Here is a 15146-nt window from a genome sequence, read left to right on the forward strand (position 1 = left end):
GTGCAACGTTTTCACAGTTGAATCGTCTTTGCGATACTCTGGTACCTCAGAGCAGTAAACCTGTTTGATATCATCCCTATTTAGCCAGCCCATGAAAATATTGTTACTCACCCTGATCGCTCTCGCAGCAAGTATAAGTTTATCAATAGCTCAGCAAATCAAAATTTCAGGTTTACTAATGGATTCAACGGCGACCAAGCCGGTTGAATTTGCTACCGTGGCGCTGCTGAAAGACGGCAAGATTATCGAGGGTGCGACCTCAGATTCGAAAGGAAGGTTTGTTTTCACCAAAGTACACCCCGGCCAATATGCCATTCAGGCTTCATTAATGGGTTATGTTTCCAAAACATTGGAAAAAGTAACGGCCGCTGGCGAAGACATTGAAGTAGGTATCATCAAACTGGCCCCGACCGTTCAGAATCTCAAAGAAGTAACGGTAACCGAGCAGAAAGCATTGTTCGAGGAAAAATCCGACCGGATGGTTTACAATGCTGAAAAGGATATCAGTATCAAAGGCGGGGACGCGACCGACGTGCTCAAAAAAATCCCCTCAGTTGCGGTGGATATTGAAGGTAATGTACAGCTCCGCGGCAGTTCGAATATCAAGGTTTTGATCAATAATAAACCGTCGAGCATTGTGGCCCGCAGCGTTTCCGACGCACTGAAACAGATTCCGGCTGACATTATCAAACAAGTAGAGGTAATCACCTCACCGTCTGCCAAATACGACGCGGAAGGCACAGCGGGTATCATTAATATTATTACCAAAAAGAATACGATGCAGGGTACCAGCGGCTCCATCAGTCCCAATTTCGGGCAATGGAACAACTGGCCCAACGCGACCATCAGCCACCGGATGAAGGACCTGACTATTTCGGCTAATGGCGGGTTTAGCAACTGGAAAAACAAGCGGTACATGCAGCTACTCCGCTCATTCACCAATGCGGACTCAGTTTCGGACCAGAACCAGACCCAATGGATCACGGGCAACGGCAAGAACTTTTACGGTACCGTCAATGTGGATTGGGACGTGGATTCCCTGAACCGCATCGGCGCCGGGCTGAATTATTATAACGGTGCCAATACCAATGGTTTCGATATTCTTTTTGAAGAAAGCAGCCGGGGCGTTGTGAACCAGTTTTTCAAGCGCGACATGAGCAGGACGTACGACTGGGCAGGCGCTACCGTTAACCTGGACTATACCCGTTTGTTCAAAAAACCAAAAAAAGAACTCACCCTGCTGATGATGTATTCATTTGAGGGTGAGGATAGTGACTACTGGTCCAACCTGCTCAACAGGGGGAATGATGTGTACTACCGTGAGAAAAGCTACAATATCAGCAACAACAAAGAAGGTACCATACAGCTGGATTTCACCAATCCGCTCGACAGCATCAGCACATTCGAAATGGGTTCGAAAACCATTTTCCGGAAAATATTGAGCGACTACCGCATTTCCAGTGCTGTCGAAGGATCAGATGATTTTCAGGACCTCCCGCAACTTGCCAACATTTTTGACTACGCGCAGCAGGTAACATCCGCATATGTAGTGTACACACGCACGCCGAAAAAACGCTGGGGTATCAACCTGGGCGCCAGGTATGAGCACACGTTCATCCAGGCCAACTTCCTGAATGGTACCGCTTCGTTTTCAAACAATTATGGAAATCTGATCCCAAGTATCAGCTTGTCCCGCAGCCTGAAAAAAGACCAGCAGATACGGCTCAGCTATTCCCAGCGCATTCAGCGGCCGCAGTTTTTTTACCTCAACCCGTATGTCAATCAGGCCGATTCCAAGAACCTCTACGGCGGAAATCCTTATCTCAAACCAGAGCTAACACATTCCGTAGAAGCTAATTACAGTGTTTCGATCAAGCAAACGAGTTTCAATGCTTCGTTTTTTCTCCGCCAGACCAACAACGCCATTGAAAGTATCAATACAGTAGACAGCAGCGGTGTACTGAAACAGATTTTCCAGAATGTCGCACAGAATTCTGCCTATGGTGTCAACCTGAGCGCTAACACGAAAATTACGAAACAATGGTCGGTCAACGGTTCGCTGAATGTGTTTTACAATGTGCTGGAAAGTGCGGAGCTTAAAACCCGCAACGAGGACTGGATGTACCGCGTCAACCTAAACTCGACGATTGATTTTGGCAAAGGTTTCAAAGGACAACTCTTTGGTTTCTACAACTCGGCGAGGGTTAATCTTCAGGGAAAATACGGCGGTTTTGGTTTTTACAATATGGTGATACAAAAGGAAGTGCTGAAAAAGAAAGGCAGCATTGGTTTCGGCTACGACAATCCTTTCAACCGCAGGATCAAATGGCGTAACGATTTCGTCGGCCCTAATTTTGTACAAACACAGGACATTGCCATGTATCGCAGAGGATGGCGGATCAACCTGAAATATGAATTCGGGCAGATGAACGGCGGCAATCAGCGTCAGAAAAAACGCATCAGCAACGATGACAAAAAAGGCGGTGAAGGCAACAACTAGGCCGACGAACGTACTATTTCTGGTGCAAACACAGCCCGTTTCCGTCGAGGTCTTTCAGCCAGGCGAATTTACCCCACGGCGTATCGTCAATGTTGCCGACTTCAATGCCTTTTGCTTTTAACTCGCCGGCTTCTTTTTCGATGTCGTCGGTTTCAAAAATAATACCCTGAAAATTGGCCAGGGAAATGGTGGTACCTCCGTCCGGCAAACCCAGCTGAACCCAGGTCTCACCGTTTCCCATCGGCGCTTCAATAATAAGTTCAAACCCGAGCTGCAGGTAAAACTCTTTTGCTTTTTGCTGATCCTTTACCGGGATCATGATGATCTCTACATTTTTCATGATTCATTTATTTTGTTTTTTTCCGATGTAAAACTATTGTTAAAATCGCGGGCCGATACACGGTAATTCCGACATTCTTACGTATTGATTGCGACACGACATTACGATACATTTGTTTCATGAAGCACATATCGATCCTTGCATTAAAAGACGCGACGATAACGTCCATTGACAGTAGTTATCAGATACTTAACCGCGTTAATGATTTTTTGCGATATCAGGGAAGGACACCTTTCTACTCGGTAGAGATCGTCGGACTAGAAAAGAATATACAGCTCGACCACGGCCTTTATAGCATCCATGTAAAGCACACGATCAGCGACATTAAAAAGACCGACCTCATCGTGATCCCACTGTTGTGCGGTGATTTTGCAAAGGCTTTGAAAACCAACGAAGGCTATGCGGACTGGCTCATTTCACAATATCACAATGGTGCCGAGATCGTCAGTTTGTGCGTAGGTTCGTTCTTCCTGGCATCGACCGGCCTGTTGAAAAACAAAAAATGCGCGATACATTGGGCTGCGCGCAATGATTTCCAGGTCATGTTCCCCGATGTGCATTTAATTGACGATACCATTATTACGGATGAAAGCGGGATATACACCTGCGGCGGTGGGTACTCGTATCTGAATTTGCTTTTATATGTTATTGAAAAACATCTGGGCCGCGAAATGTCGGTACTGGCGTCAAAGATGTTTGAAATAGACATTGAGAGAAAAAGCCAGAACCCGTTTATGATTTTTATGGGTCAAAAAAAGCATGGCGACAAGGAGGTACTAAGCTCGCAGGAATGGATTGAAAATAATCCGACCGAGACATTCACAGTTGATGAGATCTGTACAAAAATGGCCGTCGGCCGGAGGACATTTGAAAGGAGGTTCAAGAAATGCACGGGCAATTCCGTAGCCGAATACATTCAGAGGGTCAAAGTAGAGTATACCAAAAAGCAGCTCGAATCGGGCCGAAAGACTGTCAATGAGATCATTTACGACGTCGGTTACAACAATATAGATGCGTTTCGTAAAGTGTTCAAAAAGCATACAGATTTGTCGCCGATCGATTATCGCAGGAAGTATAGTGCGTAACGATTTCAATGTTTTACGTCCAATCGCGTAGCGATGAAACCTTGGCGGCCGCCGCGCGGTAGCAATGTTAATTCGTCACGTTTTTCAAATCCCGTCAGGGATGTAACATTATGCACATTGTTACATCCCTGACGGGATTTGATCGTTATTGTGAATTGTATTTTCTACCACGCGGCGGCCGCCAAGGTTGCATCGCTACGCGATTTCTTGTGATGTGCTGCGAATTGAGTTAGGGATGAAATGTTCTTCGCACTTCCTACAACAACGCAACTAACTCCTTCCATTCATATATTTTCACATTGTCGGCTGGTTTTTTGGCGGCGGCGATCATTGCTTTGGCGATGTCTTTGCCTTCAATGCCGCGGTATTTTTGCATTGGCCCTACAAAAATGGGGTTGATCACGGAAAAAATAGCGATGAAAATCTTTTCCAGCGAACGACTCTCCTGGCGATTCCCCATGATCATGGATGGTCGGAAAATGTGCGTATGTTCCAGTTCCAGCGCAATAATATCACGTTCTGTCTCTCCTTTGGTCCTGATATAAAAAACACCCGAACTTGCATCGGCACCCACAGATGACACCACAAAAACAGATTTCGCACCTTTTTCCTTCGCGATTGCGGCTGCCAGGACGGGATAGTCGTGATCTACCTGGTAATATTTTTGCACATCCGGCGTATTTTTCTTCGTAGTACCCAATGCTATAAACACCTCATCTGCAATGATTTCATTTTTCAGGTTTGGCAGCGATTGATAATCACCAATCAATGTTTTCAGTTTGGGATGGGTCACATTCAAACTCTTTCGTACCACAACCGTTACCTGGCTATAATCAGGATCATTCAACAGTCCTTCAAGCAGATAGGAGCCGACAAAGCCGCTTGCTCCGAACAGAATTGCTTTTTTTGCTTGGGTCTCAGTGCTCATCTATATCTATTTGGCATTAATCATACCAAAATACAATGGACTATACGAAATTCATCGATTGGCTCCTAAAAACTTCCTGTACCAGCCTAACTTTGAGTTTAAAATTTGAACAAATGAAAAATGCATTGGGTGCTGCTATTCTGACTTTCCTACAATGCATAGTTGCCTTATTGACAATTGACCGCCGACCATTGACCATTGTTTTTTCTTTGTTAGCCGGTCTCATTTCGCAATCGCAATGGTCAATTGACAATAGTCAAAAGCCTCTCTTTTCCAACCCGATTAACAACACTATCGTAAACCTGCTCGAAGGGTTTTCCACGGCCAGTTTCTTCACTTTTTTGGGTGCCGCATCGCAAGTAACAACCCGTTGATCCCGCCATCGCTCCACCCTACCACGTAAGATGAATCTATTTTGAGATGATCCAGCCCTCGTAGCTGCGCATAATGTGCCGCTTTTTCATTGCGGTCCAGCTTCGCCGTATCGGGAAGGATTTGTGCAGCACTTACATGAACAAACAGACTAAAAACAAGCAACTGTAATATTGTTTTAATAAGAATTTGAGCCAAATGAGGGGATTATGCCTGTAAATGATTTCTTCCTTCCGCCAGTGCTTTTTCAATTCTTGCTTTTTGCCGTAAATGATGGCGACAATGCATTTCAGTAAATTGAAACCAATCGTCGGCGCTGAAAAAACCTAGCCCCGGATGCCTCGTCTTGCCATTAAACTGGCTCATTGAAATCAGTTGCGCCATTTCTCCGATCCTGTTTCTAAGCTCAGCGAAAGCATTTACCAGGTACTCCTTACTTTCCGGCTGCCTTACCAACGCATTCGACGGCGGCCCTTCGATCTCCTGATCGGGAAAACCGTTATTCAGGAACATTTCCCGGGCATCCGAATTCATTCTCTCCTCAGCATTCTCATCATTTGAGGCACAAATGACGATTTGTGTGAAAAAAAAGCCGGACTCCTGCATCACGTGCATATAGATCTGACCGAGCGACCAGCGACCGGGAATGGGTTTCGCGATCAGCTCATTGAAACTGTATCTGTTCAATCCTTCGATCCAGACATCTATTGTATCATTAAAATCCTTGGCTACCATAGTCTTTGCAATGAGATCTTTGTCGAAAAATTTCAATACAAACATAGGCAACATCCCGATCATGCCTGGCGGCTATTACTGACATTTTCAGGCGGTATTTGTGCCAAATTGAATGATTTCAAAACCCCTGAATTTCACCAGCAAGAGGGACAATCCAGGTTTTGTCGCGGAAAGATTCTGTTTGCTTGGCCAAATCGGTTTCCGGGTCGATCAGCGGTTTTCCTAATCTTCCGTTTAATGTCACGTAAGAGTCCACATACACCTGCGGCGACTGAAAGCCGTGTTTGGCATAAAAATCTCTCAGAATGTGGGCATACTGTAAGATCATGTCCGGCTGGGTAGACATCATTTTCTCCTGCAGTATGGTCAGAAACTCGTTATTATTCACTGTCACCTGCTTTCCAGTCCTGTCTTTTACAACAAACTGGACATAACCTGCCTTTTCCATCAACATCACCCGCCACGAAAACCGGTACCCCTGCTCCGACCAAAAAAGCTCTCCTGGATACAGCAGGTACCGAAAAGGGAAAATCAATTGAAAAACAAAAAATATTGAAAAGCCTGTGATCAGCAACTTTTGTGCGGGCACAGAGAAGGTATATGTCTTGGCTGAAAACAGAGATTCGAAAGGAATTTTCAATGACACTCCTATTTTTTGAATGACCCGCTGGTGGAATTCCGGCGAGAAAAAGATGAGTGCCGTCACGATCATCATGTAGGGAAACATGCCAATCGGAAACAGCAGGGCGGTCATCAGGTGAAATACGACGACGGTAAGGTAGGCTATCACCCTCGTTTTTCGGTTCAATAATAAAAAAACGATGAACAGATCATATACGCATCCAAACCAGCTGAAAACAAAAGGCACCCATTCCTGATTAAACAGGCGGCCAATGACCGGCATGTCGTTCCGCGCGGGCAACCATATTTTCAATGGTAATGCCTGCAAAAGCCAGTCACTATTGAGCTTCGCGAGGCCGGCGTAAAAGTACAGGATGAAAACCAGGAGCTTCACTGCGTCCACACACCACCGCGGAACTGAGCCAGCCAGGAGCTTTTTGTCACGATAAGCATCAACCGAAAAACAGACATGTGCAGGCAGGAATATGAAAAGCAGGCAGAGCAGACTAATGAAGTAGTAATGGTTCAGGTAAGTGCTTTTATCCATCAGCTCAATGTAAGTAAAGCTTGCAAAAAGCGTCACGATTGAGGCGCGGTAAAACAACCCGATCGCTACAAAAATGGCCGCGATAAGGCAAACTGCAAATAGCAGATATGTATAGGTGCCCAGCGGTCGGACCCATTCAAAACCGTAAAAAGGGAAAAAATATTTAGGCTTAATGTATAGATCATCGATCCATCCTTTGTACCAGAATCGCAGCAGACTGACGGAGAGCATGATACCAAGCATCCAACGCAACACCGCTAGTGGCGCGGCTGATGTGGTTTTCTGAAAATAGGGAAGCATAAATCAAATATCCATATTACTAATCTCAAATTTAGATAATATACCGTCATGCTTCTCTTCGTTTTTCTCCTCAGTATGTTCCTTACCATTTTATCACTTATTTTTAAGAAAGTTAAAGCCACCCGCAGTCTCTAAACCAAACCCATATGAACGAAATCAAAAAAGAAGACATTAAACAAGAGGTTTTTGATCTTTACGACGACTATGCCCACAACCGCGTTGAACGGCGCGATTTCATGCAAAAACTGTCTGCCTATGCAGTAGGCGGCATTACGGTGGCGTCGCTTATGAGCTTTTTGATGCCCGATTACCATGGCGCAATACAAGTTCAGGCCAATGATCCGCGGCTAAAATCAGATTACGTTACTTATGATTCTCCAAAAGGTGGGGGCAAGATCAAAGCATTATTGTCGGAGCCTGCGGATGCAAAAGGAAAGCTGGGCGGGATCGTGATCGTCCACGAAAACAGAGGTTTGAACCCGCACATTGAGGATGTTGCCAGACGGGCCGCATTGGCCGGTTTTATTTCCATAGCCCCGGATGCATTGACTCCCCTGGGCGGCTACCCTGGCAATGACGACGATGGCCGTACCATGCAGAGCAAACGTGACAGGAATGAGATGCTGGAAGATTTTATCGCTGGCTTCGAGTATTTGAAAAACCACAAAGATTGCAATGGTAAAATCGGCGTCGTCGGCTTTTGTTTTGGCGGCTGGATCGCGAATATGATGGCAGTACGAATTCCTGACCTCGCGGCAGCCGTACCGTTTTACGGAGGCCAGCCTGCGGCGGAAGATGTTCCTAAAATAAAAGCGCCACTCCTGATACAATACGCCGGACTGGACACGCGCGTAAACGAGGGCTGGCCTGCATACGAGGCTGCATTGAAGGCAAATAACAAGGAATACACGGTATATACCTATCCCGAAGTGAACCACGGTTTTCACAATGATACCACACCGCGTTACGACAAACCGGCCGCTGAACTTGCCTGGAAACGCACGGTTGATTTTTTCAATGCGAAGCTGAAATAGCAGAATGATATTATGATTAAAATGCCGCTTCCGTCCCCAGAAGCGGCATTTTGCTTTATTTCCTCTGGTTTCAATGAAGAAAATGAAGCAGGAGAATATTTATTTTTAAATGATGTCCGGATAAATGTCCTGTGATGTACTATATGAGAAAATACTACTATGAAAAAGTTCTTGCGGTTGATACGAGAAGATATTACCCGGCTTTCGCAAATGTCGGAAGAAGAAATACACCAGGATATTAGTGAAATGAACGCCTGGGTTGAAGAACAGCCAACATTTGCGCCGAAAGTACAGCTGATCATTGTGCTGAGATACGTTTGCGGATTTCGTGTAAAACGCATTGCTGCATTGCTAGCGTCCAATGAGGAGATTGGGACGGGATTGGGAGCTTGTACGAAAAACTCATTCGCGTAAACCCTTCACCTTTTACCAAACTGGGACAAGCTGCAGCGCTGTATTTTGGTGGTAATGATGCAGATGCGATCAAAACGATACGATCCATGCATTGAAATGCTACGCAAAAGCGCTGACCTGCCAGACCAACGCTTTTGAAAAAAAATTATAGAAGCAGAAATACAGAAGTTATACAAGTAAAACTTTTACATTCAACTGGAAACCAGCCTGCTAGGCGACCGGTTTCGGGATATTCTTATCAAAAGTGAGTGTATCAAAATAGATGGTGAGTGAATCCAGTTTGCCATTTTTAGCCGTCCAGATTTCCGCCACATTACCGTTCATAACAGCTCCATTTGGAAACAGGTAATCGTAATTTCCAATGACGCAGGCTTTATCACCGTCAACAATCATATTCAGGACCCGCATAGACTGAAACACGCGGGAAAATCTTTTGATAACTTCAACATATGCGGCCTTTCCAACTATTGGCGTCGTTTTGGTCATATCACCGCCAGTGTATCTGAAATCATCGGCAATCGTTTCTTCCCAACCTTGCTTCTGAGCAAAACCAGAGTAGTACGTTTCAAGCAGCTTTCTGATTGATGTTTCGTTTTCCATTGTGCTGATTTTTAGTGTTAACAATGCTTATATTTGTTATTGCAATTTGCAAGTACTAATATACAAAGCTATTGCACAATGCAAGTACTTTATTAGAATAAATCTTATGGAAAAGACAAGGTCGGATTGTCCCATCAGTTGTTCGCTGGATGTTTTTGGAGATAAATGGTCGCTGCTGATCATTAGGGACGTGATGCTCAGGGGCAAATTATCTTACAGTGAATTTCTGCAATCGGAAGAAAAGATTGCGAGTAATATTCTTGTAAACAGGCTGAGCGTTCTCGAAGCAGAGCAGATTTTGACAAAGCAGGTTTCCCCTACCAACAAGTCTAAATTTATATATAGTCTGACGGAAAAAGGAATTGACCTCCTTCCTATTATCATTGAAATAATGGATTGGGGCGCAAAATACAATGCTCAATGTCCTCGGAAGGAAATTGGGCAAAGACTTAAAACGGAGAAAGCAGAGTTTGTCAAAGAGTATTTTGACAAACTGAAAAAACAACTGCCGGCATCTGTCTCAGAAAATGAATTGCAGGGTTAAAATGCTTTTCTATTTATCCTGCAACTCGCAAATTTTGCTATAAAGAAAAGGAAATTAATATGCTCTCAACGAGCTAGTTCGAAGGTAAGCCCTCGGACTCCTTTATTCGCAGGCCTCTGACCGGTTAAGCAAGTAATGACCGGCCGGAGGCCTGCGAGTAGTCGTTCCGAACGCGGACGTTCGAAACAGCGGCTAAACAGCCGCCAGACTAAACGGCAGCTTGCGGATCCGCTTTCCGGTGAGGTCAAAAATCGCATTCGTCAGTGCTGGCGCAAATGCAGGCAACCCTGGCTCCCCTACTCCGCCGGCATCCGAGTCATTTTCCATAATGTGTATTTCAATGGGCGGAATGTCAGTAATGCGAGGCATCTGGTAGGTACTGAAATTATTATCGACGGCCATACCATCTTTGAATTTGACCTGGTGTATGGTGGCTGCGCCCAATCCCATCACGATCGCCCCTTCAACCTGAGCGCGGACTGTATCGGGATTTACATACCAGCCGCAATCCATCACCGCCCATACCTGATCAATTTTCACACCGCCATTCGCAGCTTTGGACACCTTCACTACCTGCCCGACCGTGCTCGCGAAACATTCCGTAATGGCCACACCGTAGCCCTCACCTTTCTTCCTGTTTTTCCAGCCCGATACTTCCTCCATTTTGTCGATCAGCTTCTGCAAACGCTCGTCTTTCAGATATTGTCTTCTAAAATCCAGCGGATCTTTTCCAGCTTCCAGCGCCAGTTCGTCGATAAAACTTTCGTAGGCAAAACCATTGGTCGATGCATAAACGGACCGCCACCACATGGTAGGGATCGGCGTCTCGAATGGTACGTCCATGATAGCCAGGTTTTTGATAGAATCCATATAGGGTTTCAGAAAACCTTCGGACGTGCTTCGATTCGCGACATCCTTCTTGCCGCCCCGCCAATGGTCGTTGTTTTGTCCGGCGAGTTTCACTTTGAATGCATCAATGTCACCATTGCTGATCACACCTTCGCAGCGGTACGTAATCCCCGGACGGTAAGGTCCCTGCGTGGCATCATCTTCCCGTGTCCATACCACTTGCACCGGCGCTTTTACTTCTTTTGAAATTACTGCGGCCTCGTGTGGATAATCCATAAATGCTTTCCGGCCAAAGCCACCGCCGAGAAACGTCATATTCACGATCACCTTTTCTCTCGGAATGGACATTTCCTTGCTAATAAAATCCTGCACCCAGTCCGGTGCCTGGATCGGCCCCCAGATTTCCAGTTTGTCGTCCTGGTAATGTGCAATGCAGTTCAGCGGCTCCATGCAAGCGTGGTACTGGTACGGTGTTTCGTAAATAACATCGATCTTTTTGGCAGCCTTCGCGATAATTTCGTTTGGTTCACCCTGCTTTTTGAATGGTAACCCTTCCTGAGTTTGCAATGCCTCGGCTTGGCGTTTGTAAATATCCTCGGTATTGAGATGCTCAAAACCGGTATCGTCCCATTCCACTTTCAATGCTTTCTTCCCCTGAATCGCCGCCCAGGTAGAGTCAGCTACTACTGCGACACCTTCTCGATACGTGCTAAAAACGCCCATTTTCACTTTAAATACATTCTTAACGCCGGGCACTTTTCGAGCAACTGTGTCGTCAAAACTTTTCACTTTGCCCCGCAGCCTCGGGTTTCTTTCCACGGCCGCGTAAAGCATTCCCGGTATCACCTTATCCAGTCCAAAAACCGCAGTACCATTGGTTTTCAGCGGTGTGTCAAGACGAAGCAATGGCTTACCGATCAATTTGTACTCCGAACGCTTTTTCAGGACAACATCCTTCGGCGCTTCCAGTTTGGAGGCGGTTTCAACCAATTCTCCGTAATGCATTTGCTTGCCGGAAGGCTTGTGAACGACATGTCCGCCCTCAGCATAGCATTCTATTTTAGGAACATTCCACTTGGCAGCAGCTGCCTGAATGAGCATTTCGCGTGCAGTGGCACTCAGTTTTAGCAAATTCTTGTAGGAACCGCGAACCGTCGAACTTCCTCCCGTGATCTGATTACCATACTTTTTATTATCGCCCTGAGCAAAAACTACATTGATTTCGTTCAGATTAACTTCCAGTTCCTCGGCCACGATCTGAGGTACGGCCTGGTAGGAACCTTGGCCCATTTCTGCGCGGTGGTCAAAAATGGTGACCTTGCCGGAAGTATCAATATGTACCCACGAATTCATTTCTACCCCAAAATTATTCGCTTCGGCGCTCTTGATGATCTTCGCGGATTTTGCATTGGTTGGCCAGTAAAAACCCAACGAAAGCACGGCCCCGGTCATACCGGATGCTTTAATAAAATTCCTTCTGGATAATGTCTGGTTGTCCATGGTGATGATGGTTTCTATTGAATAGCGTTACTTTTTAGGAGCATAGGCCCCTTTTTTGATCCAGGTCAGCCAGGCTTTTTTGAATTCGGCATGCGTCACCGGTGGCAGGGCCCTACCCTCACCCGGGTTCCAGCCCGCGAGCACCAGCCCGTCGTCGGCGTGCTCGATCAGCTTTTTCATGTCTTTGTCGCCATTCTGTTTTTTGTCAACCAGCTGGCGGGCCAGTTCATGCGGCGTTTTCCCCTGAAACACCATTCTCATAGCCGCAGGCGGCAAATGCCAGTCAGGATTGCCCGGAGGCGTGTGTAGTCCCGGCGTGTTGGTTTCCTGGTGGCAGTTGGCACATTTCATAGCGTAAACGCCTTTGCCGTCGGTACCACGCTTGGGTGCCATTGTGTGCAAATGGCTGTCGTCGCCCTGCAATGGTACATCACCTGCCGGGTGGCAGTTCATGCAACGCGGGCTCATCAGTACCTTATATACAGTCGCGAAAGCCTTCACAGACTCCACACTGTCGCGGTTAATGGCGCTGATTTTGATTGTCTTCGCCGGCGGGTCGTCATTCCGAAAGGCAGAAGCTCCCACTGCGATGATGAATATTAATATAGACAGCATGGTCGCCGTTTTCATGGCGCCTGTCTTCACAGAGACGAACGTATTTGTCCTGTTTTTAGGATCTTGCTTCATAACATGAAATTGAGGTGGACAGAATTAACCCTGCGTAGCGGTCTTTTTCTGCATTTCGGCCGCCAGATGGATTGCTTTTCGAATGCGCAGATACGTTCCGCAACGGCAAATGTTACCAGCCATCGCGTCGTCGATATCCTGATCGGTCGGATCGGGTTTTTCGCGGAGCAAAACTGCGGCGGACATGATCTGGCCCGAGTGGCAGTAGCCGCATTGCGGCACATCGATCTTTTGCCAGGCCTGCTGCACCGGGTGATTATTGGTTTCCGACAGTCCTTCAATCGTCACCACCTGCTTCCCTTCGGCACGGCTAACTTTGGTAACACAGGAGCGCACGGCTTCCCCATTCAGATGGACCACGCAAGCCCCGCACTGGGCAACGCCGCAGCCATACTTGGTGCCTTTCAGCCCAGCCAGGTCCCGGATCGCCCACAGGAGAGGCATCTGAGGATCAGCTTCCAGCGGATAATCCTTGTTGTTGATGTTTAATGTGATTTTCGCCATGGTGAGTAGTAGTTAAGATTGAAGACCAGATAAAAAACTATGCCTCATTTCGCGCATATGCTTCTATCTCAACCTAATAGTCAAAGTTAGCCGCAGGTGTTTTGTTTAACTTACGATATTCAAAGAGATTGTTATGAAAATCAAACAGTCTGGACCCGGTGGAATTTTCTTCCGTTTACAAATTTCAGCAGTATTTCCGGGCGGGTTTGTATACAGATTACTGGAATAGTTACCAATATTACTGATCCGGGAGGCGAGGAAGAATATCATAGTATAAAAAAGTAAAACAGGCCTTAGGAGAGTAAAACAAAAGAACTCTCCCATGACGGCTTTAATGAATGCGATCAATAAAAACAATGCCTCCCTCGTGCAGCAACTCATCGAAAATGGTGCTGACGTGAACGAGCTGGACTCAAACCAGGACGCCCCGCTGGTGATCGCGGCCTACAAGGGATACAACCAAGTACTCAAATCACTCCTGGAAGCCGGTGCCGACGTCCGCGCCGTAGACCCGGGCATGAAAGCCACCGCATTACACGCAGCCGCCTACGCCGGCCGAACCGAAGCCGCCAAACTCCTCATCGAATACCACATCGACATCAACAAACAAGGACCTTATAATGGATATACGGCATTGCACGACGCGATTTGGCAGGATAATGTTGAGATTGTGAAGTTGTTGTTGGAGGCTGGGGCGGATTTGAGTTTGTTGTCGAATGATGGGAAGTCGGCGTTGGATTTTGCGAGGGGGAAGGGTAGGAAGGAGATTGTGGGGTTGATTGAGGGGCGGTTGGGGAAGTAGGTGTGCCTTTGGGTAATTAGGATTGTTGTATTGAAAGAATTGAAGTAAATTGTATTTCGATTTAATATTGAATTTTTAAAGAGAGCAAACACTATGGCACATACGACGATGACAATTGAAATGGAAGATGACGAGCATCCGGCCCGCCTAGAGGAGTTCATTCACCACAACTTGGGACTTCCGCCTAAAAGTTTTACTACAAGAAAGCAACTGAGCGAAGAGGAAGCACTCAGGCTTTTAGAGCGTGTTGCCGGAAGCTGGGAAGGAAATGAAACTGGAGATGAGCTAAACGCCATGATCAGGAATGCGCGTATAGATAATCACCGTGACGTAGAACTATGAGTTTGTATCTTCTCGATACCAACATCTGTGTACATCTTCTTAAAAATGAATACGGTGTGAAGGAACGGATCGCCCATGTTGGAGTAACGTCCTGCTTCCTATCCGAGATAACACTTGCCGAGTTAATTTTTGGAATTGAAAACAGTGCCCCGGATAGGCGTAAGCAAAATTTCGAACGCTTTAAAAATCTACATTCCCTTTTTGAAGGTCGTATACTCCCAATTGGTGGTGCACTTTACGAGTTTGCACGGCAAAAAGCTACATTAAGAAGAAGAGGAAGATCTGTTATGGACTTTGACTTATTGATTGGGGCGACGGCCATTGTCGATGACTTTGTGTTGGTGACTCGAAATATCAGTGATTTCACCGACATGGAGGGAATTCAGTTAGAGAATTGGATTGACAATCAATAGTCAAACTTGCCGGAACACCACCAATTAGT

17 protein-coding genes are annotated in these 15146 nt (G+C 46.2%); 8 read left to right on the forward strand and 9 right to left on the reverse strand.

The features are described from left to right. The first annotated feature begins 91 nt into the window (after positions 1 to 91). Positions 92 to 2500: a TonB-dependent receptor gene (locus ON006_RS15430; RefSeq protein WP_255772982.1), complete on the forward strand. Its 2409-nt coding sequence runs from the start codon at positions 92 to 94 to the stop codon at positions 2498 to 2500. A gap of 13 nt (positions 2501 to 2513) precedes the next feature. On the opposite strand, the gene ON006_RS15435 is transcribed toward ON006_RS15430, so the two are convergent. Next, positions 2514 to 2840, reverse strand: coding sequence for a VOC family protein (locus tag ON006_RS15435; protein WP_244823030.1), 327 nt, complete (start codon positions 2838 to 2840; stop codon positions 2514 to 2516). Between the two features lie 119 nt (positions 2841 to 2959). Here ON006_RS15435 and ON006_RS15440 point away from each other — a divergent pair, with 119 nt between their 5' ends. Next, positions 2960 to 3925 (forward strand): GlxA family transcriptional regulator, encoded by a 966-nt coding sequence (locus ON006_RS15440; RefSeq protein ID WP_244823029.1) that lies wholly within the window; start codon positions 2960 to 2962, stop codon positions 3923 to 3925. Positions 3926 to 4181: 256 nt separating this feature from the next. Here ON006_RS15440 and ON006_RS15445 read toward each other — a convergent pair whose 3' ends face one another. The 4 genes from ON006_RS15445 to ON006_RS15460 all read right to left on the reverse strand — a co-directional run bounded on the left by ON006_RS15445 (position 4182) and on the right by ON006_RS15460 (position 7428). After that, positions 4182 to 4853, reverse strand: coding sequence for an NAD(P)H-binding protein (locus ON006_RS15445; protein ID WP_244823028.1), 672 nt, complete (start codon positions 4851 to 4853; stop codon positions 4182 to 4184). 333 nt (positions 4854 to 5186) lie between these two features. Continuing rightward, positions 5187 to 5390, reverse strand: a complete 204-nt coding sequence (locus ON006_RS15450; protein ID WP_244823027.1) for an alpha/beta fold hydrolase — start codon at positions 5388 to 5390, stop codon at positions 5187 to 5189. A gap of 42 nt (positions 5391 to 5432) precedes the next feature. Further along, entirely contained in the window at positions 5433 to 6005 is a 573-nt protein-coding gene (locus ON006_RS15455; RefSeq protein ID WP_267609995.1) for a DinB family protein, read from the reverse strand. 73 nt (positions 6006 to 6078) lie between these two features. Beyond that, the gene (locus tag ON006_RS15460) at positions 6079 to 7428 is read right to left on the reverse strand and encodes an HTTM domain-containing protein (RefSeq protein WP_244823025.1); all 1350 of its coding nucleotides are present in this window, start codon (positions 7426 to 7428) and stop codon (positions 6079 to 6081) included. Between the two features lie 146 nt (positions 7429 to 7574). Here ON006_RS15460 and ON006_RS15465 point away from each other — a divergent pair, with 146 nt between their 5' ends. Then, on the forward strand, positions 7575 to 8462 hold the full coding sequence (locus ON006_RS15465; protein WP_244823024.1) for a dienelactone hydrolase family protein: 888 nt from the start codon (positions 7575 to 7577) through the stop codon (positions 8460 to 8462). Between the two features lie 159 nt (positions 8463 to 8621). Further along, positions 8622 to 8876 carry a hypothetical protein gene (locus ON006_RS15470; protein ID WP_244823023.1) on the forward strand — a complete coding sequence of 85 codons (255 nt, stop codon included), beginning with the start codon at positions 8622 to 8624 and terminating at the stop codon, positions 8874 to 8876. A gap of 210 nt (positions 8877 to 9086) precedes the next feature. On the opposite strand, the gene ON006_RS15475 is transcribed toward ON006_RS15470, so the two are convergent. Beyond that, positions 9087 to 9476 carry a nuclear transport factor 2 family protein gene (locus ON006_RS15475; protein ID WP_244823022.1) on the reverse strand — a complete coding sequence of 130 codons (390 nt, stop codon included), beginning with the start codon at positions 9474 to 9476 and terminating at the stop codon, positions 9087 to 9089. A 106-nt stretch (positions 9477 to 9582) separates the two neighbouring features. On the opposite strand from ON006_RS15475, the gene ON006_RS15480 reads away from it, so the two are divergent. Next, positions 9583 to 10020: a winged helix-turn-helix transcriptional regulator gene (locus ON006_RS15480; RefSeq protein ID WP_244823021.1), complete on the forward strand. Its 438-nt coding sequence runs from the start codon at positions 9583 to 9585 to the stop codon at positions 10018 to 10020. A 192-nt stretch (positions 10021 to 10212) separates the two neighbouring features. On the opposite strand, the gene ON006_RS15485 is transcribed toward ON006_RS15480, so the two are convergent. From ON006_RS15485 to ON006_RS15495, 3 genes are read right to left on the reverse strand one after another with little or no spacing between them, the layout of a single operon-like run. Further along, positions 10213 to 12369 (reverse strand): molybdopterin cofactor-binding domain-containing protein, encoded by a 2157-nt coding sequence (locus tag ON006_RS15485; protein WP_244823020.1) that lies wholly within the window; start codon positions 12367 to 12369, stop codon positions 10213 to 10215. Positions 12370 to 12396: 27 nt separating this feature from the next. Continuing rightward, the gene (locus tag ON006_RS15490) at positions 12397 to 13056 is read right to left on the reverse strand and encodes a hypothetical protein (RefSeq protein ID WP_244823019.1); all 660 of its coding nucleotides are present in this window, start codon (positions 13054 to 13056) and stop codon (positions 12397 to 12399) included. 24 nt (positions 13057 to 13080) lie between these two features. Next, positions 13081 to 13560 (reverse strand): (2Fe-2S)-binding protein, encoded by a 480-nt coding sequence (locus ON006_RS15495; protein WP_255772981.1) that lies wholly within the window; start codon positions 13558 to 13560, stop codon positions 13081 to 13083. Positions 13561 to 13882: 322 nt separating this feature from the next. Here ON006_RS15495 and ON006_RS15500 point away from each other — a divergent pair, with 322 nt between their 5' ends. The 3 genes from ON006_RS15500 to ON006_RS15510 all read left to right on the forward strand — a co-directional run bounded on the left by ON006_RS15500 (position 13883) and on the right by ON006_RS15510 (position 15117). Then, complete coding sequence (locus ON006_RS15500) at positions 13883 to 14362, forward strand: ankyrin repeat domain-containing protein (protein WP_244823018.1); 480 nt, start codon at positions 13883 to 13885, stop codon at positions 14360 to 14362. Positions 14363 to 14455: 93 nt separating this feature from the next. Further along, positions 14456 to 14704: a hypothetical protein gene (locus tag ON006_RS15505; protein ID WP_244823017.1), complete on the forward strand. Its 249-nt coding sequence runs from the start codon at positions 14456 to 14458 to the stop codon at positions 14702 to 14704. Then, on the forward strand, positions 14701 to 15117 hold the full coding sequence (locus ON006_RS15510; RefSeq protein WP_244823016.1) for a PIN domain-containing protein: 417 nt from the start codon (positions 14701 to 14703) through the stop codon (positions 15115 to 15117). The genes ON006_RS15505 and ON006_RS15510 overlap by 4 nt, the downstream gene beginning before the upstream one ends. The last annotated feature ends 29 nt before the right edge of the window (positions 15118 to 15146 follow it).

Source organism: Dyadobacter pollutisoli (assembly GCF_026625565.1).
GTDB lineage: Bacteria > Bacteroidota > Bacteroidia > Cytophagales > Spirosomataceae > Dyadobacter > Dyadobacter pollutisoli.